Consider the following 19,320-nt stretch of genomic DNA (forward strand, 5'->3'; position numbering starts at 1 on the left):
ATTGTATCATGCAAGATCCTAATTTCGTAAAAGACGCGTTCAGTAAAATCGCTGACCGATATGTTGTTACAAATCACGTCCTTAGCTTAGGGACTGATATCCTTTGGCGTAAGAAGGTCGGTCGAATCGTAAAAGCTTGGAGCCCTAGCGACATTCTAGATGTTGCCACAGGTACGGGAGATCTTGCATTAGAGCTTCAAAAGGCGTGTCCAACGTCGAATTTAGTAGCCTCTGATTTTTGCCCAGAAATGCTAGCCCATGCCTCAAAGAGGGGCGTAAAGCAAACGCAAGTGGTTGATGCCATGAATATGCCTTTTGAGGATAATTCCTGCGACGTACTCACTGTCGCGTTCGGTCTCAGGAATATGGCGGATTATGCAGCTGCTCTGACAGAAATGAAGCGTGTTATCCGCCCAGGAGGACACTTGTTAGTTTTGGATTTTTCTACTCCTGAAGGAATTTTAGGCAAGCCCTATGATTTCTACCTTAATAAAGTCCTGCCTAAGATTGCCGGTGTGCTTACGGGCCAAGAGGGTGCTTACAGCTACTTGGCTGGATCTATTGGTGATTTCCCAAGTGGCCAAGCTATGTGCGCATTGATCTCTGACCAGGGTTACACTGAAGTGACCTGTAAGCCTTTGAGTGGCGGGATCGCATCAATCTATACTGCGACAGCCTAGATAGGTCTGTTACTAGAGCTGGTAATTGCCTTTATCTGTTGCAGATCGAGAGGTGCTTAGAAAAACAACTCTGCAGGGAATGGTAAATATTAATGGATAATTAAGAATCAGCGTTGGCAAACCGATCCGTATTCGTTACGGAGAACGCGTCATGTCCGTTGATCCATTACTTCAATTACTCAGTCAGAAAGCACGTTACTCGCACAAAGAACTCTCAGACATCCTTAATATGGATGCCGCGGCAGTTGCGGCGAAGACTGCCGAGTACGAAAATGATGGCACTATCTTAGGCTATCACGCAGTGATCAATGGTGAGCAATCTGGAGACACTAGCGTATCGGCATTTATCGAGGTGAAACTCACTCCTGAACGCGGAGGTGGGTTCGATCGATTAGCTATGCGTATTGCGCGCTTCGAACAGGTAGAGGCTTGTTACCTAGCTAGTGGTGGTTACGACCTACTCGTCATTGTGAAAGGGCCTAGCTTGCGCGAGGTTGCTAGTTTCGTGAGCGAAAAGCTTAGCACGATTGATGGAGTGTTATCTACAGCTACCCATTTCAAACTAAAATCATACAAGGAATACGGCTTCATCTTCGAGCAAGAAGAACCTGAAGGTCGTCTTGTTGTCTCACCATAATTTAACTGTTAGTCATCCAATGAATTATTCTAACAAAATCGCACATCAAGTCGCAGCAGTTCCTCGTTCTGGAATTCGCGATTTCTTTGAACTCGTACAGGGGCGTCCTGACGTTATTTCTTTAGGAGTGGGTGAACCAGATTTCGCCACCCCTTGGAATATCCGCGAAGCTGCGATCTATTCGCTAGAAAAAGGGAATACTAGCTATACGTCAAATCTAGGGTTACTCCAGTTACGCAAGTTGATCTCCGAGTATGTAGGAGATTTTTTCAATGTGGATTACGATGCTTCATGCGACGTATTGATCACAGTGGGAGTGAGTGAGGCTATCGACCTAGCTTTACGCGCCTTGGTCAATCCAGGTGATGAAGTGATATTTCACGAGCCTTGTTACGTGTCCTATAGTCCGAGCATTACCATGGCATATGGTAAAGGCGTGTCGGTGGAGACTTACAAACAAGATAATTTCTCCCTAAAGGCTGCGACCTTGGAAAAGGCGATTACTTCTAAAAGTCGGGTGTTGATGCTTAACTTTCCTACCAATCCTACAGGCGCGACTATCGGAAAAGAGGATTTAGAGGAAATTGCTCAACTCTGCATCAAGCATGACCTCATGGTCATCACCGATGAAATCTATAGTGAACTTCGTTATGATGATCCAAATCACATTTCTATCGCTAGCTTACCGGGGATGAAAGAACGGACGATTCTTCTTCACGGATTCTCTAAAGCATTCGCGATGACTGGCTTTCGCCTAGGTTATGCCTGCGCGCCTCAGCCAATCATTGAGGCAATGATGAAAATCCATCAGTACTCCATGCTCTGTGCTCCTATTACATCACAGGCTGCTGCGATAGAGGCTCTCCAGAATGGTGCTGAATCCGTAGCGAAAATGAAAGCAAGTTACCATCAGCGTCGTGATTACATGGTGAAGCGCTTGAATGAAATGGGACTGCCGTGCCATACCCCTGGTGGAGCATTTTATGTTTTCCCTGAAATTTCACACCTAGGTCTGAGTAGTAAAGATTTTGCTCTGAAATTACTAGATGCTAAAGACGTCGCGGCTGTTCCGGGAGATGCATTTGGTAAATGCGGGGAAGGTTTCTTACGATGCTGCTATGCCACTTCTATGGAGGAGATTGTCATCGCCATGGATCGCATGGAGGACTTCGTTAGAGGTTTGAGTTCCAAGTAATGACTATCAGCTCCATTCGAGGGAATAAAACCTACGCTCACGTAGTCCCGTTTGCGGCATTTCTTATTCTCAATCTGTTCATGCAGATTGCCAATGAGTCTGGTCTTGAGTGGGCTCATCCAGATGCTCCATGGTGGAGGGAGTGGCCTGAGCAATGGATGTATCCACTGCAGACACTTATTATTGGTGGGCTGCTCGCATTCTTTTGGAAACAGTATGAGTTCCGACCATTTAAAGGGCTTGGTTTAGCCACTCTGTTAGGCGTGGTGGGGATTGGTATTTGGATTCTCCCAACTCACCTGTTTGACGTATTTGGCTTTACTGAAGATAATGTGGGTTTCCTCGAGCATTTTGGGGTGATGCCACGTCGTGATGGATTTAACCCTAGTGATCTGGATGGTGAGTTCGGAGCTCTCGGCATTTGGTCATCCACTATTTTTAGGTTTCTAAGAGCGGTGGTTATAGTCTCATTCGTGGAAGAGATCTTCTGGCGCGGCTTCTTAATGCGGTTTTTGTTAAATCCGGATGGGAACTACTGGAAGAAGCCATTTGGTCTAGCAAGCTGGAAAACCTATCTGATTGTTACCGCATGTTTCATGGGGATTCACGCTCCAGTTGACTATCTAGGAGCCTTCTTTTTTGGGAGCTTAATGTATTTTCTGGCAGTGAGGACGAAGAGTTTATCTGCATGTATTCTGATGCACGCAGTCGCTAATTTGATTATGGGTATTTATGCCCTGCAATTTGGTAAATACGGACTCTGGTAAATAGTTAGAGTCTGTGCCATAAGCTCGACCACACATGAAGGTAGGTATAGCTCAAATTAACTCAAATGTTGGGGATTTTCCCAAGAACGCTAAGCGTATCATGCAGGCATATAGGGCCTGCGTGGATGCTGGAGCAGATATAGTTATCACCCCTGAGCTCTCACTGGTTGGCTATCCACCTCGAGATCTTATCACCAAAAAGACTTTCGTTGAGAAGTGTCTGCAAGCACTCGATTACTTAGCTGATGAAGTAGGTGATGTGCCTCTTATTGTAGGGTACATTGATTACCATGACTTTGTTCATCCAGGTAAGCCATTTAGGAATGCTGCTGCATTTCTCCAGCAAGGGCGAATTAAGCGAAAAGTGTGGAAGACTCTTTTGCCATCATACGATATGTTTGATGAACATAAGTACTTCGAGCCAGCAACAGCTTGCACACCTTTTGAATTCAATGGTGTCAAAATAGGCATCACCATAGGTGAGGATATTTGGCTCGATGACTTCATTAGAAGGCCACTTTATCAGCGTGATCCAGCCCGTGAGTTGATTGAAGCTGGTGCCGAAGTTTTGATTAATATTAGTGCGGCTCCTTTTTATAAAGGGAGTCCGTTAAAGCGCTCAAATCTCTTAGAAGTTTTAGCATGCGGAGCAAAGGTGCCGGTCGTGTACTGCAATGCTATTGGGATGAACGAGCAGCTAGTGTATGACGGGAACTCGCTAGCGCTCGATAAAGAGGGAAATGAAATTGCTAACCTCCCCGGTTTCATGGCGTGCTGTAAGGTCGTAGATCTTAGTTACGGTGGAGTAAGTGCCCCCAAACCCCGGACCTCTGAAATTCAAGATGTTCACGATGCTTTGGTGTTAGGGATTCAAGATTATGTGAGAAAAACGGGGTTCTCAACGGTATGTATGATCCTCAAAGGTGATATTCAATCGTTGGTGGTTGCGCGCCTTGCAGTTCAGGCTTTAGGGAAGGATTCCGTAAAAGCCCTGATCATGCCGGTTCAGAATGACTCCTTTGCATCGACATTACGAGCCGTCGAGCTGGCTGACAAACTTGATATCGAATACAGGAATGTCTCCGTCGATGTCGTGAAAGAGTCTGCGGACTTGGTGGTTGGTGAAATCATTCCAAACCTAAACCATCCACTAGTAGACGACGGTCTAGCCTCGCGTATTCGTTCCATGCTCTTAATGGCATACGCTCGTGACAACCATTTCTTAATGCTCTCTTCAGCAAATAAGACTGATCTCAGTATAGGTCATGAAGTCGTTGGGGGAGATTCGTCCGTTGGTCTCGGCGTGTTGAGTGATGTGCCGAAAATTTTCGTCCACAAACTGGCCAAGCTTCTCAATGCCGACAGCGAGTGGATACCTAAAGATATTATTGCTCGTGAGGAAGAGCGCTCGAAGAAACAACACAAACACGGCAATGAGTTCACTCCTCCCTACGTTTTGTTAGATCTCATTCTGGAGCTCTACATAGACTATCAGCAATCCGGAGAGGATATTATAACTGGTCACGGCTATGATGAATCGACAGTAAGATGGGTTCAGAGAAAGGTAGATCTCAACGAGTGGAAGCGTCAACAGGCAGCTCCTAGTATTCGCGTCACCTCTAAAGCTTTTGGAATGAGTCGTAGAATGCCGATGGTGCAGAGCTTTGTAGACTAAGTAGTAGAATTTATGTTAGTTTCCTTCTTAAGATGCTAGTCGCCACTCGTAATAAGCGTCAGGGTAACGTTTTGTTTCGCGCTCTGATCATTCTGCTCCTAGTTATACTAGGTGGCTCTGGTGTGTTCCTCTATTTGAGAAGTGTGGAGTTTAAGAAGCTACGCGTCGCTAAGCTGGAGCGTGTTGCTGAGGCTGAAAGGGATCTTGCTGAAAAGATTCAGAGTAATGTTAATCAGGCTGAAGTCGCGATATCTGATGGGGCATTGGATGAGGCAAAAGACCATCTACGCAGAGCGTCTTTGTTCGACGTGAATGCAGCGTATCAGATGGAAATTGCTCGTGTGACTGGGGTTTATCTTAAGGCTCAGAGAGACAAGCGAAGAGAAGGAGTCATGAAATCTTACCAATCGTCTCTAAACGAGAACAACTTCACAAATGCCATAGAGCTTATTGAGGGGAATCATGACTTATTTAACGAAAGCGACATTTCGAAACTGAGATTTAAAGTAGAAGAAAAAAGGCAAGAGCTTTTGCGTAAAGCAGTATTGAAGTTTAAAGAGGCTCTTAATCATTGGGAGTTAGAGTCTGCAGATGAGGCCCTTGTTGAAATGGAGCTGTGCACGGAGAGTTCCGAGCTCGTGCGCCATACTAAAACTCTCAAAGCCCGAAGAGTTGCAGATAAGCAGGCTCGTGCCTTGGGTGAGAATATACGCTCGCTCGACAAAGGGGCGTTTTCACCTGAAGTTCATCACAAAATTTCGAGTGCACTACGAAACTATCCAGGGCACCCAGAGTTATGTGAACTGAAGCAGCGTCTAGATACCTACCTCATGGAGATTGATGTCCCTGGCGACTTTGCCAGCCTCGAAGAGGCTTTGATTGTTGCTCCTGAGAAATGTCACATCCGACTAGGCGCAGGAGTTTTCTTTATTCAGGTGACTATTGATAAGGAAATGATGATTTCAGGTCTCGGCCCGAATGTGACCATCTTAGAAGGGGTTTCTTCACCCGTGCCGATGCTCAAAATTGAGAACAAACAAGGTGTCGTAAAGCTTTCAGAGCTTCAGTTGCGTGGCACTGATTATAAGCAAATTCGGCCACAATCCTTGGTATTGATTGATGGGGTATCCGTTGATTTTAGTAATGTGGTTATTACCAACTCCTCGGGCCACGGGGTGGAAATTGCAAGCGGTGCTGTGAGGTTTGAATCCCTGCTTGCGCATCACAACCATAATGACGGGGTGGCTGTACACGGTGTTAGCTCTACCGTCGAAATGATTGATAGCGAACTATACCTCAATGGGGGAAGTGGGTGTAATACTTGGGAGGGTGCGTCACTGAGGCTTTCCCGTTGCTCGGCGCAAAACAATGCTCAATCCGGCGTGGTCGCAATCGGTGAAGGGACTGCTCTAACGGTGGACGAGTCGACTGTTTCCTTCAATACCCATTCGGGTGTCTACGTGAGTAAAGGAGCTAGAGCTAAAGTCTCAAAATCTCAAATCTCGAAGAATGCTCACTCAGGAGTTTTCGCTCAATGGCCCAATACGGCGCTGAGTGTTGTTAGATCTCAAATCACCGACAACGAGGAGTTTGGAATAGTCTGTGACCCTCAAGTAGAGCTTGAAGTAATGGGTACTGAGTTTGAGGGGAATGCTCTGGGCGGGAAGTTATTGAAAATCATACGCTAGTCAGCATTTAGTTGCTACTTATTCCGTCTTTCCCCATTCCTGATTTGACACTAGCGCTTGAGCTAGATTCTATCTCGCTCCATGGCAACAGGCTTTTCCTTTTCCAGTCTCAATGATGGACAGCGCGCAGCGGTAGACGCAATTGATGGTCCAGTATTGATCCTAGCAGGAGCTGGTACTGGTAAAACGCGTACAGTGACATGTAGGATTGCCCACATGTTGCAGAAGGGGGTGCTGCCTGAGAATATTCTAGCAGTGACTTTCACCAATAAGTCAGCTTCTGAAATGAAGGAGCGCGTGGCTGGCATGGTTTCGAAATCGGCAGCAGACGTAATGACTGTTTGTACATTCCACTCACTCTGTGTGCGCATTCTAAGAGAGGGAATTGAAAAGCTCGGTTACAAAAAAAACTTCACAATCTATTCCGGACAAGACCAGATCGGCATGATTAAGCAGCTTATCGTTCGCAAAGGTGGTAAGGATCTTAACCTAGATGCGAATCAGGTGATTAGTCTGATTTCGAACAATAAAAATGCGGGGATTCCTGCGGATGATCAAGCTGATGACTTGGTCGCCGAGATTGCTAAAGCCTATAACAATGAATTAAGAACTCAGAATGCTGTCGATTTTGATGACTTACTGCTTTTAGCTGAAAAACTTTTGCGGGAGCATAGCGATGTCCGTGAGAATATACGTAAGAAGTACACCCATGTCACGGTGGATGAGTTTCAGGACACCAATGGCCTGCAAATGAAGCTTCTGCAGCAGCTTGTGGGTGAGCCTTTCAATATCTGTGTAGTGGGAGACGATGATCAATCGATTTATGGATGGCGTGGTGCAGATGTGACTAACATCCTACAGTTCGAAAGGTTCTTCCCGAACCCAAAGGTTATTCTCCTGGAGGTGAATTATCGTTCATCAGCGGCAGTACTAAATACGGCCAACTCGCTGATTAAGCACAACCTTGGGCGTAGAGAGAAAGAGCTTAAACCGCATAAACCCGGTGGGAAGCCACTTCGCCTCATCACTATGCCTGGTGACGAAGAGGAGGCGCAATTCATTGCCGAGGAGATGCACGAGCGCAATGCTGTGGAAAAAACTCCATGGGAAGATTTCGCCATATTGTTCCGAACTAATGGTCAAAGCCGTAATCTAGAAGCGGCAATGCGCGAGATGAAAATCCCATACCGTATGGTAGGTGCGCAGAGTTTTTACGACCGCAAAGAAGTGCGAGATTGTATTGCCTACTTACAGGTTTTGAATAGCCCGATCTCAGATGTCCCGCTTCTACGTATTCTGAATGCTCCGCCTAGGGGTATTGGTCAGGGGTCGACCTTATTGATCACTGAGGCTAGCCGCGAACGTGAGTGTAGCATCTGGGAAGCAATGGGGGTGGAGGATGTGCTAAGCCAAGTCAGTACTAAGGTGCGTAACTCTGTAAACGCCTTTGTCGAGTTGACCCTAAAATACCATGAACGGATTCTTAAAAATGAAGAGCCAATGGGGCTGGTTTTTAAGGAGTTCCTTGGTGAAGTTGGCTTTGAAGAATGGATCTGGCGTTACTGTAAGACTGATAATGAAAAGCAACAGCGCTCCGAGGGTATAAATGATCTGATCTCAGACCTGAATTTTGCCTCGTCCAAAAATAAGACACTTCAGAAGTTTCTCGATCATATGGCGCTGCAGTCAGATAAAGACGATGATATTGAAAAGCAAAAAGGAGTTTGCATGATCACACTGCACGCCTCCAAGGGGCTAGAATTCCCTAATGTTTATCTTGTGGGTCTCGAAAATGGTATCCTCCCTCACAAACGTAGTCTTGAAGAAGGGACAACGGATGAGGAACGTCGATTACTCTACGTTGGGATTACTCGTGCGCAGGATGAGTTTACTATGAGTTATTGCGCTTGGCGTACTAAGTACGGTGAAAAAGCTAGCTGTGAACCGAGCCAATTCCTCAAGGAGCTTTCTTTCGCAGACATCATCGAACAGGATTACGACGACATTATGGGAGCTGAGGCGACCGAAGAGGAGACCGAGAGTTTCTTCGATGGCTTAAAAAGCCTGCTCGAATAGGTCGACATAACGTCGAGTCACGCTAAATAAAAAAGGCCACCCAAATGAATGGATGGCCTTTTCGTGTAAAATCTTGAAGTAAGAATTAAGCTTCGAGAGCTGCTTTCTTCGCTTTCTTGATGATGTCACGTACTGTGTCAGAAGGCTGTGCGCCATTGCCGATCCAGCTGTCTACTTTCACAAGATCAATTGTGAAGTTAGTGCCTTCTTGCATTGGGTTATATGTTCCGAGCTGATCGATGTAACGGCCGTCACGACGTGCGCGGCTGTCAACTGCTACGATCTTGTAGTAAGGACGATCTTTCGTGCCTTGGCGATTTAGTCTTAGTGCTACCATAATAATATGTGTTTATTTGATAAACGCTTTCCCATTGGTGGGTCGGCGGGTGCGCGGAACTTGCACAGAACTAGGTGTATTGCCAAGTCAAATCTACCGAAATTGATTGATCTTGACGCAGCTATGTCAAAAAAAGTCGAATATCACCTAGATTGTTGGTTGCTGAAATGGGAATTGGTGCTAAGAAGTCGCTCCGCTAAGAACTTTTAGCACCATTATTTAACTCATTAACGAAGCCATGTTTGTCGATAATATCCGCGTATACTGTAAGGCCGGGGACGGTGGTAACGGAGTAGTACACTTCCGTCGTGAAAAGTATTTACCAAAAGGTGGTCCTGATGGTGGCGACGGTGGTGATGGTGGTGACATCATTATTGAATGCAGTGCAAACACTGATAATCTACGTGAGTTCTTCTACGACCCTAAGCTAGTTGCTAAAGGAGGCGCCCATGGTGCAGGAGCACGTAAGCACGGTAAAAACGGCAAGAAAGTGATCGCACGTGTTCCTCCAGGAACCGTCATCTACAAAAGCCCTGCACTCACCATTAAGGATGCAGTTGAACTTGAGCGCAACGAGGGAATCGACCTTGAGCCTATTGCTGACCTCACTAAGCCAGGAGACACTTTCGTGCTCTGCCAAGGCGGTAAGGGCGGCAAGGGTAACTGGCACTATAAGTCATCCATAAACCGGGCTCCTGAGGAGCACACTCTCGGGACTGAAGGTGATGAGTCGGTCTACTACTTTGAGCTACGCCGTATCGCTGAGGCAGGTATGGTTGGTTTCCCTAATGCGGGTAAGTCAACATTGGTAGGAAAGCTTTCTGCTGCCGCTCCTAAGATTGGCAACTATCCCTTCACCACGTTGAAGCCCACTGTAGGTGTGGTTGAGTTTCCAGGTTTCCGTCGCTGTACTGTAGCGGACATTCCGGGACTTATTGAGGGCGCGCACGAGAATCGTGGCCTCGGGCACGAATTTTTAAGACACATCACTCGTTGTCACCTTCTTCTATTCGTAGTTGATATGGCTGGATTTGACGGTCGTGATCCTATCGAAGATCTGCAAACACTTCGTACAGAAGTTAAGATGTATGATGAAGAGCTCGCTGAGTTTCCATGGATCGTGGTAGCTAACAAGATGGATCTCGAGGGTGCTGAGGAGAATCTCGCAAACTTCAAAATACGTTTCCCTAAGGTGAAAATCATTCCGATTTCAGCAGAAAGTGAATTGGGGCTCGGCGATCTACGTGAGTATCTCGATGAAACTGTGGGCTATCACTTGCATGCAGTGAATCTTGAAGAGGATACTGAATCTAGTGAAGAATCAGATGCTCCTGAAGAGGCTTAATGAGTTAACCCTTAGATCTTAGGGGTGTGAATTTACGCACTCTATTGAAATTGAAATGAGCCCTTCTGAATTAGTTTTCGTATACGGAACTTTACGGAAGGGGGCATCAAACGCGCAACGCATGACGTCTGCGCGTTTTTTATTTGCAGCATTCTTGCCTGGAGAAATGTACCGAGTGGATTGGTATCCCGGTGTGGTTTTGGGCGAAGGGTCTAAGGTTATCGGAGAAGTTTACGAGGTGTCACTGGAACTCCTTAAGGAGCTCGATAGGTACGAGGGGTATGAATATGAGTGCACTCGCGTATCTGTAGAGGATTCAGTTGGCGTGACTCATGATGTGCTGGTTTATGCTTACAGTCAGGATACAAAAAACCTCCAGAAAATCCCGAGTGGAGATTGGCTGGAGGTCGAGAGGGGGATTTCGTGAAAATTAGCGGGTTGTAAGACCTACGTTTTTGTTCACGAGAGTGATTTTATATGGATCGTAATTATCTCTCGGTGAGAAAATCCAGCCCGGTGCGCGGTCGAGCACTTGGTAGCCAGAGGCTTTAAATTCAGGTAAAAAGAGGTTGCTGGCTGGATCGTAAATTTTGCGACCGGTGTAGGAGCCTGTGAGCTTGTATTCGTAATTCTGATCATACCCGTGGCGGGCGTTTGATGGACCATCTTCCGGGAGGCGGTCTGGCTGCGGGCGCACGGATTCATTCATCATGACGAGCTTGGCCTCTGACCAAGGTTGACGTGGTTTACGCACGTAGCCCCAGAAGCGGGTCTTAGAGACAAAGTAGCGGCGAGCATAGTAGAAGTCGCCAGTTGGCTCCGTGAGGATATCTAGCTGACGTTGCTCTGCAGTAATCTCTTTACCTCCAAGACTGGAGGACGAGCCTGAGCCGCCGATCGTGCCAGCGCAGTTCGTGAGGTTGATGGCTACTAAAGCGGAGGCAATTACTGTGAGACCTCTTGCTATGAATGAATGCATGCGCACATCTTTTACGGATAGTCTAATGCGTCAAGATCAAGCAGGGCACGTGCAACACTTATTAATTCCGCATTACATACATTGTGTTAAGTTATTAATGTGTTTAAATGAGCTTTGATTTAACCATATTGTAATGTTTCTGTGTGAATTGTGCTTTTGAGAAGCACTGTAGGCTTGCTTGCTTGCGCATGCAGATTTATTGAATTTGCGTACACGCTCATTAGAGCCAACACCAACACAACTTTATATTTCAAGTGCCACTCAACGACATACGCAAAAAAATCGATGAGATTGATTCCCAGCTCATTCAGATCCTCAACGACCGCGCTTTGAGTTCCGGCACTGAGTCCCTACAAACCGAGTCAGAGTTGCGCAACAAATTGGACAGCCTCAGTGATGGGCGCATCCCAGCGGATTCGATGTTCTACATTTACCGCGAAATCGTCTCATCTGGTTTGGCTCTCAGCGATGATTCTCAGCTAGCAAAACTCGTTGAGCTCCTCAATGACCGTGCGGATTGTGTTCACGTCGTTGGTGAAATTAAGAAAAAAGAAGGTTTGCAGATTTATGCACCTGAGCGTGAAGAATCTCTCCTTCGTAAGCTTTCAGCGCTCAGTGATGGCGTAATCCCTGAGAAATCTATCCGAGCGATTTATCGTGAGATCATGTCTGCAGCTCTAGCGCTCGAGGATGATCTTAAAATTGCCTACCTCGGACCTGAAGGTACTTGGACACACCAAGCTGCCATTTCTAAATTTGGCCACAGTGTTACCTATTTACCTCAGGCTAATTTTGCGGATGTTTTCGAATGTGTTAATGATGGCGAAGCCAGTTATGGCGTTGTTCCTATTGAGAATTCAACCGAAGGAGCCGTTTCTCACACGCTCGATCTATTTGTAGATTCTCCATTAAAGATTTGCGCTCAGATTTTGATGCGTATCGAAAATGGTCTCATGGCTAGTATTTCACGCGATTCCATAAAAACTCTTTATTCACACCCACAGGTGTTCGGGCAATGTAAGCATTGGATAATAGACAATCTTCCGGATGCCGACCTCGTAGAAGTCTCTTCGACCACTAAGGCTGCTAGCATCGCCAAAGATAAAGCAAATGAAGGTGCTGCCGCTATGGGTGGCCCTTTAGCTGCTGAAATGTATGGCTTGAACATGCTGGAGTCTGGCATCCAGGATAACTCTAATAATACCACACGCTTTCTAGTGATTGGCGAGAAAACATGTCCGCCTACTGGTGACGACAGGACCTCCCTGCTCTTTTCCGTTAAAGACGAGCCAGGATCCCTAGTCAAAGCTCTGCAAACCTTTCAAGGTCAATCGATCAACATGTCTAAGATCGAATCTCGTCCATCGAAACAACGCGTCTGGGAGTATTACTTCTACGTCGATATTTCAGCTCATGCTGAAGATGCCAATGTAGTACGCGCCCTCGCCCAACTTGAGGAGCATTGCTCGATGATTAAGATTCTAGGCAGCTATCAAGATATGAAAATTTCAAACACAACTAACTAACAATCATGCACTCCTTCGAATACAAGAATGGCTCACTTTATTGTGAAGACGTAAACCTTCAGCAAGTTGCTGAGGAGTTTGGTACACCTACTTATGTGTACAGCGCTGGCACGCTTCGTGATAACTACACACGTCTCGACAATGCTCTAACTGGGCTCGATCACGGCATCGAGTACGCTGTGAAAGCGAATTCCAACCTCTCAGTTCTCAAGCTTCTTGCTGAGCTTGGGTCTGGATTTGATATCGTTTCAGCTGGTGAGCTCAAGCGCATCATCGCCGCTGGTGGAGATCCAGGGAAATGTACTTTCGCGGGTGTTGGTAAAACTCGTGCAGAGATCGTGTACGCTATTGAACAAGAAATTTATTGCTTCAATGCTGAGTCTGAAGCTGAGGTTGCCTTCATTGATAAAGTCGCTGGTGAGCTTGGTAAGAAGGCCCCTGTTGCGATTCGCGTGAATCCAAATGTGGACGCGAAGACTCACAAGTATATTTCGACTGGTAAGTCAGAGAATAAGTTTGGTGTCGATTTTGAATCTATCGAAGCAGCATATGAGCGCGCATCGAAGTTAGAAAACATCACACTTCGTGGACTTCAAATGCATATCGGTTCTCAGCTCACTGACGTGAAGCCATTTATCGAAGCTGCTGAAAAAGTGGCTCCACTTGCAGCGAAGCTCAAAGAGCTATACAGCATCGAGTTTTTCTCTATCGGTGGTGGTGTCGGCATAGTTTATTCCCCTGCTCTTGCTTCCGGTTCTCAGGCTTGGTGGGACAGCCACACAGAAGAAGCTCGTCCACTCACACCAGAAAAATATGCAGCTGGTGTTGTGCCGTTCCTTAAAGATCTTGGTTTGAAAATTCTTGTTGAGCCAGGTCGCTATATCTCTGGAAATGCGGGTGTTTTACTCACCGAATGTCTCTATGAGAAGAAAGGTTCAGCTAAAACATTTAAGATAGTGGATGCTGGTATGAATGACTTAATCCGCCCAGCTCTCTACGAAGGTCACCACGAGATCGTCCCAGTAGCTGAGCCTACTAAAGAGACTCCACACATCGCTATGGATGTGGTTGGCCCTATTTGCGAGACAGGTGATTTCTTCTGTCAGAATCGCGATCTTCCAGACTTTGCTGAAGGTGAGTTTGTTGCCCTCCTAAGCGCTGGCGCTTACGGATTCGTGATGGCTTCTAATTATAACACACGCGGTCTTCCAGCCGAGGTGTTAGTGGATGGCGCAGCTAGAAAAGTGATTCGCCCACGTCAGACTGTTGAGGATATCCTCGCAGCTGAAATTGCTAATCTTTAAGGACCAGCTTTAGAAGAACTCCAGGGATAAGCCGCGACCAAGGTACGGCACGAATGGAGCAGACCAATGACTCTTCTTCTGATAATCTCGGAACAAGACGTAATTTTTCGATGCGGCTCACCATTAGGTGGGCCGCTTCTTTTTCCACTGGCATACTGAGCCAGAGCATAACAGCGCTGAGTCCCAGGCTGAAGGCAAAGAGAGAGATCCCTATGATGGGCGGGAGTTTCCCTAGTAGACAACTGAAGCTTACTATGAGGGTCATGAAGAGTGGTGCTAGATGACCGAGTTTTAACATCTTCAGTCTAAACTCGATTGGGCCAGAATGATTCTCATGTAGCAGTAGCATGCCCAAATCTAGCGAAGCTCTGGCATGGTGCGCGGTGTGATAGCTAGTCTCGTAGCTTGCAGGTAAAGTGAGAGTCCTGCCGGGGCAATTGATAGCCCCACGCTTTCCTTTATACTGGATGGTAATGTCCTCTCGGCCAGTAGTGGCTAAAAATTTATCGAGAAAAACCTTCACGCTGAGGCTTATTTTCTGATCACCGACTAGATGCCGGAGGCCAAAAATATTAGCGAACAAGCCACCTGCAATGAAGGGTGCCAAAGACACCAATATCAATAATCTCCACATAGCTGACTAGTCTATAGTGATACTAGCTGGAAGCGGACTGTGCACGAAGCGAGCATGCTGGTGGCTGAGATCCCAGAACATGCTGGAAATAGTTGCATGTTGCTGTCGAAGACTAGATCTACGCTTGTATTCTCCTGCTTGTGTGGTCAATGCGTGCAATGCTTTATGGCTGGTTTTGATAGCAGATTTACGATCTCCCATCGCAAAATACACCTCTGCCAAGGAGTCTAAGTATGCTGGCTGGTTCGGCTGAATCCGCAAGGCAATTTCAGAGTGACGCATAGAGTCTGGGAGATTCGACGTTGCGCGTGAACCAAGCCATGCTATCGTATTGTGCGTATTGTGAGCCTCTGGGAACATCTTGAGCTCATTCTCTAACTTCTCCCATGATGCGCGAAACCAACGGTCTCGTTCCTTCTTGAGGCTGACTTTTAAAAGGCTCGGGAAAAAGTGATTGGCTAATACGCCGTCTCCCGTGAGAGAATTATGTGCGTAGTTGAGGAACTCTATAGCTTGCTTCCTTTTGCCGCTTTCTAGTAAAGCCATGCCGTAGGTGAAATTTGCCGCAAACCCGAGACGCAATGGAGTGATGGCCGAATTCAGGGGGTAAGCACTTGGATCCATATGGATAGCAGCCTCGACGATAGAAAATGCGGAGGCTTTTTTCCATTCCTCTTGGTTAATTAGTTGGTAAGAAAAATTGTTAATACTGCTGAGGGACATGAAGAATCCCCAGCTTGTAGAGGTAGAGCCCGCTAGATTTTGCATCCATACCTCCAGAGCCTCTTCTTGATAACCACATTCGTGAAATACCATGGCCATGTTATTAAGGATTTTCGCATCGCCTAGAGTGAGAGTCTTGGCGCGCTGGATTAGCTCTTGATAATCACCTTCCTTGCCAAGTTCTTTGTGAGCGAGTGCGTAGCGCGTTAAAGCAATAGGGTTATTTCTAACGAACTCAGGCTGGAGCGCGTAGGAATCGATAATACCCTGCCAGTCTAATTGGAGTGTTGCCGCTTCTCTATATTTGGTGATGTAGTGCTCGGTTTCGACATCTAAGGCTGTAAGCTGTTTGTAGTAATTGAGCATTTGCACGTAATCGCCCCTTTGCTCGGCGGCGTAGGCTAGAGCTTCGATGAGCTCTAGGCGCTCGGCCGCTTCGTAGTCTTTAGCGTTTTCTCGTAACTGCTTTTCTAGGGTGGCTCCCTCGGACGAACTGCGTGGGAGTGACATGAGTGTGCAGAGTTCTCTGAACTGCTCTTGCTTGCCTTGGTTGTGCTTTGCTAGCTCTTCCCAGAGTTTATCCACATCTGGAGAATCCCCGAAAATCCTATTACTCAGAATATGGAGGTCTTCATCACTCGGTTTAGATTCATAGATGAATTTGAGCATGAGCTCGGCCATTCCATATTGTGGCATATTGGCTAGAGTATCACGCCAGCTCTCTTCATCGTTTTTTCTAACTGCTTGAAGGTATTCTTTGTAGATGAAGCCAGCCTCCTCCTTTTTACCTCTCTGGTAGTAAAATCTAGCGAGGCTCTCGATCTTGCTATCCGATTCGTGGTCGAGATGGTTTTGGTCTAAATCGAGTTCAAGTGAGATTTGTTGCACGACCCATTTCTGAAACGATGCGTAGTCAAGGTTTGGATCCGGGCAGCCAAACAAGCGAAGCTCCTGAGCTGATGATTCGAGCCCCTGATAGTATCCGCTAGCTAGTGACTTACTGGCTAGTTCAAGTAGAGACTCACCAGTGCTGCGCTGACCTAAAAGCATCGAGATAGCACTTTGGTAGAGTAGTAGGGTGTCGTCCTGTGGGTCATCTAGTGACTGAGTGAACTCCGCTGCTAAATCAGTGCTATTTTTTTGGTAGGTGCTTTTAAGGGTCTTGAGCGCATTCCTATGTAGATCTTCATGACTACGCTCGATCAATTCGTTTAAGATGAGATGTGGGTTACCCTCGAGCATCGCTATCACACTGAGAATAGCGTCGAGACGCTGGTCTTGGGCAAATTCTTTGAGCAGAGCTATATCCCCTTTGGTCTGTAGGAGTGTGAGCTTCCAAAGTTGGCGCTCGGCATTCATCTCTTGTGCTTCGAGCTGTTCGAGTTCTTGGTCGAGTTGACCATTCTGTTTCAGCAGGTGCGCCAGAGCCCGTAGATTAAATTCCTCATAGGGTGCTAGCCGTAGGATAGAGATGGCTTCGTCAATTCTCCCTTCTGTGAGCTCAGAGTATGCCGCGGCTCTCGCTAGCTGGCGAATGCTGTGCTCGCGGCTTAATTTTTTGCGTACGGCATCATCCTTTTCGTTGCGCAGTAGATACAAGGCCTGCTTATAGGCTCTGAGCTCTCGCAGTGATTCTAGTGCCTCAATTTTCGAATGCAGTGATTGGCTGTTGTTGTATTCAGCAATCGCCTGCAGCACGGCTTTGTTTGTCGTCGGGAAAATTCCAGCCTCGATATTCTGAATTAGCATGGTTGCTCTTGAGGCTAGCTCTGGGTCATCTGAGGCGCTGACGGACTTCAAATGTGGCAACATCACATCACCGAGCTCCCATATTGTACGAGTCGCCGATTCGCGTTCACTAAAACTACCTGAGCCGAGCTGCTTAAGGAGCTGCATATCTAATAGTTCCACATTTTCTGTGGCCGATTCAGTAATGGTCGGCGCTGATGCTACTAGAGAAGTGTGCGCGCACAGCAAAAGAAACTGTATGTGGTAGATGGGCTTCATGAACTACTTGCCAAGCAGTACTCTATATTATCGATACTTTCAAATGGCTAATTCGATCATGCCCTAAAAACAGAAAAGACCGACCCAGTTTCCTGAATCGGTCTTTTTGATAAATCTAATTAGTAAGAAAGCTTACTCTTCAGTTTTTTCCTCAACTTTTTTAGCTGCTGTCTTCTTAGCTGCTGTTTTCTTAGTAGCTTTCTTAGCTGCTGTTTTCTTAGTAGCTTTCTTAGCTGCAGGCTTTGCCTCTGTAGCTGGCTTTGCCACCTTCTTTACCGAAGATTTCGCCGCTAATGCTGCATTTGCTTTTTGACGACGAAGATACTGCTTACGACGACGACGTTTGATTACTTTGTTGAATTGCTGTCCCATAATATATGTGAGATGCATTTAATCTTTACCAAGCAGGTCTAGCAAGACGAAAAATTGCGAGACCTTACAATGCTTCCAGTGTTGACCACAGGCTCTCCTGCGAGTAGCTGTGTGCTGTGAGCGAGATCTTCGAGAAGAAGACAGATTCACAACCCATTTTAACTTACTGAATTTCAATTACATCATGGCTGGACTAATTATCAAACCTCGCTCCCGCATATACCACGGTCACGACTGGGTCTATTCATCTGAGATTCAGAAAACCTTTGGAGCTCCAGAGCCTGGCGATGTCATCTCTCTGAAAGATTTCCGCGATCGCCCACTAGGAACTGCGATTTATAATCCTGATTCCCAGATCGTAGCTCGCCGTATTTCCCGCCGTAAGCAAAAGCTCGACCAAGAATTTTTCGAACGCCGTATTCAGCAAGCAATTGACGTGCGTGAGCGCGCTGAAGGAGTGGATATGAAGCTTTGTCGTCTTGTCTGGAGTGAATCTGACGCCCTTCCCGGTGTTATTGTAGACTGCTATGGTGACCATTTAGTGCTGCAGACTCTGACGCTTGCTATGCACCAGCGCAGAGATATTATCGTGGCTGCTCTACTTACATTGCTCGAGCCAAAAACTATCATTCTCAGAAATGACTCCCCTATGCTCAAGGCTGAAGGTATTGAGCAAGAAGTCACACTACTCCATGGCGAGAACCCTGGACCTTTTGTTGTCGACGCCAATGGCGTACTTTTCGAAGTAGACCTACTAGATGGACAGAAGACGGGCCTCTATCTCGATCAGCTCGATGCGCATGCCGCCATCGCGAAACTCGCTAAAGGTAAAAAGGTGCTCGATGTATTCTGTAATCAAGGTGGCTTCGCACTCGCTTGTGCCAAGGCTGGTGCTGCTAGCGTGACTGCTGTGGATGTTTCAGAAAGCGCTATCGCAGCGACTAATCGTAATGCTGAACTCAATGGTGTTGAAATCGAAGCGATCAAACACAACGCTTTCGACTTCCTAAAGCATCACGAAGAGACGTACGACCTGATTATTCTGGATCCCCCATCGTTCACTCGCAACAAGAAGACTCTCAATGACGCAATGCGTGGCTATAAAGAAATCCACCTTCGCGGACTGAAACTCCTCAACCCGAACGGAATTATTTCGACCTATTGTTGTTCTCACCATGCTACACGTGAGCTTTTCCTTCAAAATGTGGTGCAAGCATCCGTCGACGCTAAACGCACACTGCGTATGATTATGAACCACGGTCAACGACTTGATCACCCAGTCCTTCCTGCGATTCCTGAAACAGAATACCTCAAAGGCTTCACCTTTGAATTAGCACCATCCCGCTAATTAAGATCTTGAGATGATGGTTAGTGA

17 protein-coding genes are annotated in these 19,320 nt (G+C 46.7%); 12 read left to right on the forward strand and 5 right to left on the reverse strand.

Going from position 1 to position 19,320, the window contains the following annotated elements; all coding sequences use genetic code 11:
- Positions 1-8 precede the first annotated feature (8 nt).
- From ACSHX2_RS10160 to ACSHX2_RS10190, 7 genes are all read left to right on the forward strand, one after another.
- Entirely contained in the window at positions 9-680 is a 672-nt protein-coding gene (locus tag ACSHX2_RS10160; RefSeq protein WP_435692834.1) for a ubiquinone/menaquinone biosynthesis methyltransferase, read from the forward strand.
- Between the two features lie 151 nt (positions 681-831).
- The gene (locus ACSHX2_RS10165) at positions 832-1,317 is read left to right on the forward strand and encodes an Lrp/AsnC family transcriptional regulator (protein WP_435692835.1); all 486 of its coding nucleotides are present in this window, start codon (positions 832-834) and stop codon (positions 1,315-1,317) included.
- Positions 1,318-1,336: 19 nt separating this feature from the next.
- On the forward strand, positions 1,337-2,512 hold the full coding sequence (locus ACSHX2_RS10170) for an aminotransferase class I/II-fold pyridoxal phosphate-dependent enzyme (protein WP_435692836.1): 1,176 nt from the start codon (positions 1,337-1,339) through the stop codon (positions 2,510-2,512).
- The gene (locus tag ACSHX2_RS10175; protein WP_435692837.1) at positions 2,512-3,279 is read left to right on the forward strand and encodes a CAAX prenyl protease-related protein; all 768 of its coding nucleotides are present in this window, start codon (positions 2,512-2,514) and stop codon (positions 3,277-3,279) included. The genes ACSHX2_RS10170 and ACSHX2_RS10175 overlap by 1 nt, the downstream gene beginning before the upstream one ends.
- 34 nt (positions 3,280-3,313) lie before the next feature.
- Positions 3,314-4,954: an NAD(+) synthase gene (gene nadE / locus ACSHX2_RS10180; protein ID WP_435692838.1), complete on the forward strand. Its 1,641-nt coding sequence runs from the start codon at positions 3,314-3,316 to the stop codon at positions 4,952-4,954.
- Positions 4,955-4,986: 32 nt separating this feature from the next.
- Entirely contained in the window at positions 4,987-6,642 is a 1,656-nt protein-coding gene (locus ACSHX2_RS10185) for a right-handed parallel beta-helix repeat-containing protein (protein WP_435692839.1), read from the forward strand.
- 81 nt (positions 6,643-6,723) lie between these two features.
- A complete protein-coding gene (locus ACSHX2_RS10190) occupies positions 6,724-8,718 on the forward strand; it encodes an ATP-dependent helicase (RefSeq protein ID WP_435692840.1) in 1,995 nt (664 codons plus the stop codon).
- An 85-nt stretch (positions 8,719-8,803) separates the two neighbouring features.
- On the opposite strand, the gene rpsP is transcribed toward ACSHX2_RS10190, so the two are convergent.
- Positions 8,804-9,055, reverse strand: coding sequence for a 30S ribosomal protein S16 (gene rpsP, locus ACSHX2_RS10195; RefSeq protein ID WP_435692841.1), 252 nt, complete (start codon positions 9,053-9,055; stop codon positions 8,804-8,806).
- A 238-nt stretch (positions 9,056-9,293) separates the two neighbouring features.
- On the opposite strand from rpsP, the gene obgE reads away from it, so the two are divergent.
- A complete protein-coding gene (gene obgE, locus ACSHX2_RS10200) occupies positions 9,294-10,400 on the forward strand; it encodes a GTPase ObgE (RefSeq protein ID WP_435692842.1) in 1,107 nt (368 codons plus the stop codon).
- 55 nt (positions 10,401-10,455) lie between these two features.
- A complete protein-coding gene (locus tag ACSHX2_RS10205; protein ID WP_435692843.1) occupies positions 10,456-10,827 on the forward strand; it encodes a gamma-glutamylcyclotransferase family protein in 372 nt (123 codons plus the stop codon).
- Between the two features lie 3 nt (positions 10,828-10,830).
- Here the strand turns inward: ACSHX2_RS10205 and ACSHX2_RS10210 are convergent, their stop codons facing one another.
- Entirely contained in the window at positions 10,831-11,379 is a 549-nt protein-coding gene (locus tag ACSHX2_RS10210) for a hypothetical protein (RefSeq protein WP_435692844.1), read from the reverse strand.
- Between the two features lie 254 nt (positions 11,380-11,633).
- Here ACSHX2_RS10210 and pheA point away from each other — a divergent pair, with 254 nt between their 5' ends.
- A complete protein-coding gene (gene pheA / locus ACSHX2_RS10215) occupies positions 11,634-12,905 on the forward strand; it encodes a prephenate dehydratase (RefSeq protein ID WP_435692845.1) in 1,272 nt (423 codons plus the stop codon).
- Positions 12,906-12,910: 5 nt separating this feature from the next.
- Positions 12,911-14,209: a diaminopimelate decarboxylase gene (gene lysA / locus ACSHX2_RS10220; protein WP_435692846.1), complete on the forward strand. Its 1,299-nt coding sequence runs from the start codon at positions 12,911-12,913 to the stop codon at positions 14,207-14,209.
- On the opposite strand, the gene ACSHX2_RS10225 is transcribed toward lysA, so the two are convergent.
- The 3 genes from ACSHX2_RS10225 to ACSHX2_RS10235 form a co-directional block, all read right to left on the reverse strand.
- Positions 14,199-14,816 (reverse strand): hypothetical protein, encoded by a 618-nt coding sequence (locus ACSHX2_RS10225; RefSeq protein ID WP_435692847.1) that lies wholly within the window; start codon positions 14,814-14,816, stop codon positions 14,199-14,201. The genes lysA and ACSHX2_RS10225 overlap by 11 nt on opposite strands.
- 33 nt (positions 14,817-14,849) lie before the next feature.
- Entirely contained in the window at positions 14,850-17,573 is a 2,724-nt protein-coding gene (locus ACSHX2_RS10230; RefSeq protein ID WP_435692848.1) for a hypothetical protein, read from the reverse strand.
- Positions 17,574-17,705: 132 nt separating this feature from the next.
- A complete protein-coding gene (locus ACSHX2_RS10235; RefSeq protein ID WP_435692849.1) occupies positions 17,706-17,963 on the reverse strand; it encodes a hypothetical protein in 258 nt (85 codons plus the stop codon).
- A gap of 166 nt (positions 17,964-18,129) precedes the next feature.
- Between ACSHX2_RS10235 and ACSHX2_RS10240 the strand changes: the two genes are divergently transcribed.
- Positions 18,130-19,293, forward strand: coding sequence for a class I SAM-dependent rRNA methyltransferase (locus ACSHX2_RS10240; protein ID WP_435692850.1), 1,164 nt, complete (start codon positions 18,130-18,132; stop codon positions 19,291-19,293).
- Positions 19,294-19,320: the final 27 nt, after the last annotated feature.

Origin of the sequence: Rubritalea sp. (genome assembly GCF_051252225.1) — a bacterium.
Lineage (GTDB): Bacteria > Verrucomicrobiota > Verrucomicrobiia > Verrucomicrobiales > Akkermansiaceae > Rubritalea.

What these genes read in the sequence shown, in the direction of transcription:
- ACSHX2_RS10235 (WP_435692849.1), bottom strand. Translation starts at nt 17,963, where the DNA reads ATGCATCTCACATATATTATGGGACAGCAATTCAACAAAGTAATCAAA.
- lysA (WP_435692846.1), top strand. Translation starts at nt 12,911, where the DNA reads ATGCACTCCTTCGAATACAAGAATGGCTCACTTTATTGTGAAGACGTA.
- ACSHX2_RS10205 (WP_435692843.1), top strand. Translation starts at nt 10,456, where the DNA reads ATGAGCCCTTCTGAATTAGTTTTCGTATACGGAACTTTACGGAAGGGG.
- rpsP (WP_435692841.1), bottom strand. Translation starts at nt 9,055, where the DNA reads ATGGTAGCACTAAGACTAAATCGCCAAGGCACGAAAGATCGTCCTTAC.
- ACSHX2_RS10190 (WP_435692840.1), top strand. Translation starts at nt 6,724, where the DNA reads ATGGCAACAGGCTTTTCCTTTTCCAGTCTCAATGATGGACAGCGCGCA.
- ACSHX2_RS10170 (WP_435692836.1), top strand. Translation starts at nt 1,337, where the DNA reads ATGAATTATTCTAACAAAATCGCACATCAAGTCGCAGCAGTTCCTCGT.
- nadE (WP_435692838.1), top strand. Translation starts at nt 3,314, where the DNA reads ATGAAGGTAGGTATAGCTCAAATTAACTCAAATGTTGGGGATTTTCCC.
- obgE (WP_435692842.1), top strand. Translation starts at nt 9,294, where the DNA reads ATGTTTGTCGATAATATCCGCGTATACTGTAAGGCCGGGGACGGTGGT.
- ACSHX2_RS10175 (WP_435692837.1), top strand. Translation starts at nt 2,512, where the DNA reads ATGACTATCAGCTCCATTCGAGGGAATAAAACCTACGCTCACGTAGTC.
- ACSHX2_RS10230 (WP_435692848.1), bottom strand. Translation starts at nt 17,573, where the DNA reads ATGAAGCCCATCTACCACATACAGTTTCTTTTGCTGTGCGCGCACACT.
- ACSHX2_RS10165 (WP_435692835.1), top strand. Translation starts at nt 832, where the DNA reads ATGTCCGTTGATCCATTACTTCAATTACTCAGTCAGAAAGCACGTTAC.
- ACSHX2_RS10240 (WP_435692850.1), top strand. Translation starts at nt 18,130, where the DNA reads ATGGCTGGACTAATTATCAAACCTCGCTCCCGCATATACCACGGTCAC.
- ACSHX2_RS10185 (WP_435692839.1), top strand. Translation starts at nt 4,987, where the DNA reads ATGCTAGTCGCCACTCGTAATAAGCGTCAGGGTAACGTTTTGTTTCGC.
- ACSHX2_RS10210 (WP_435692844.1), bottom strand. Translation starts at nt 11,379, where the DNA reads ATGCATTCATTCATAGCAAGAGGTCTCACAGTAATTGCCTCCGCTTTA.
- ACSHX2_RS10160 (WP_435692834.1), top strand. Translation starts at nt 9, where the DNA reads ATGCAAGATCCTAATTTCGTAAAAGACGCGTTCAGTAAAATCGCTGAC.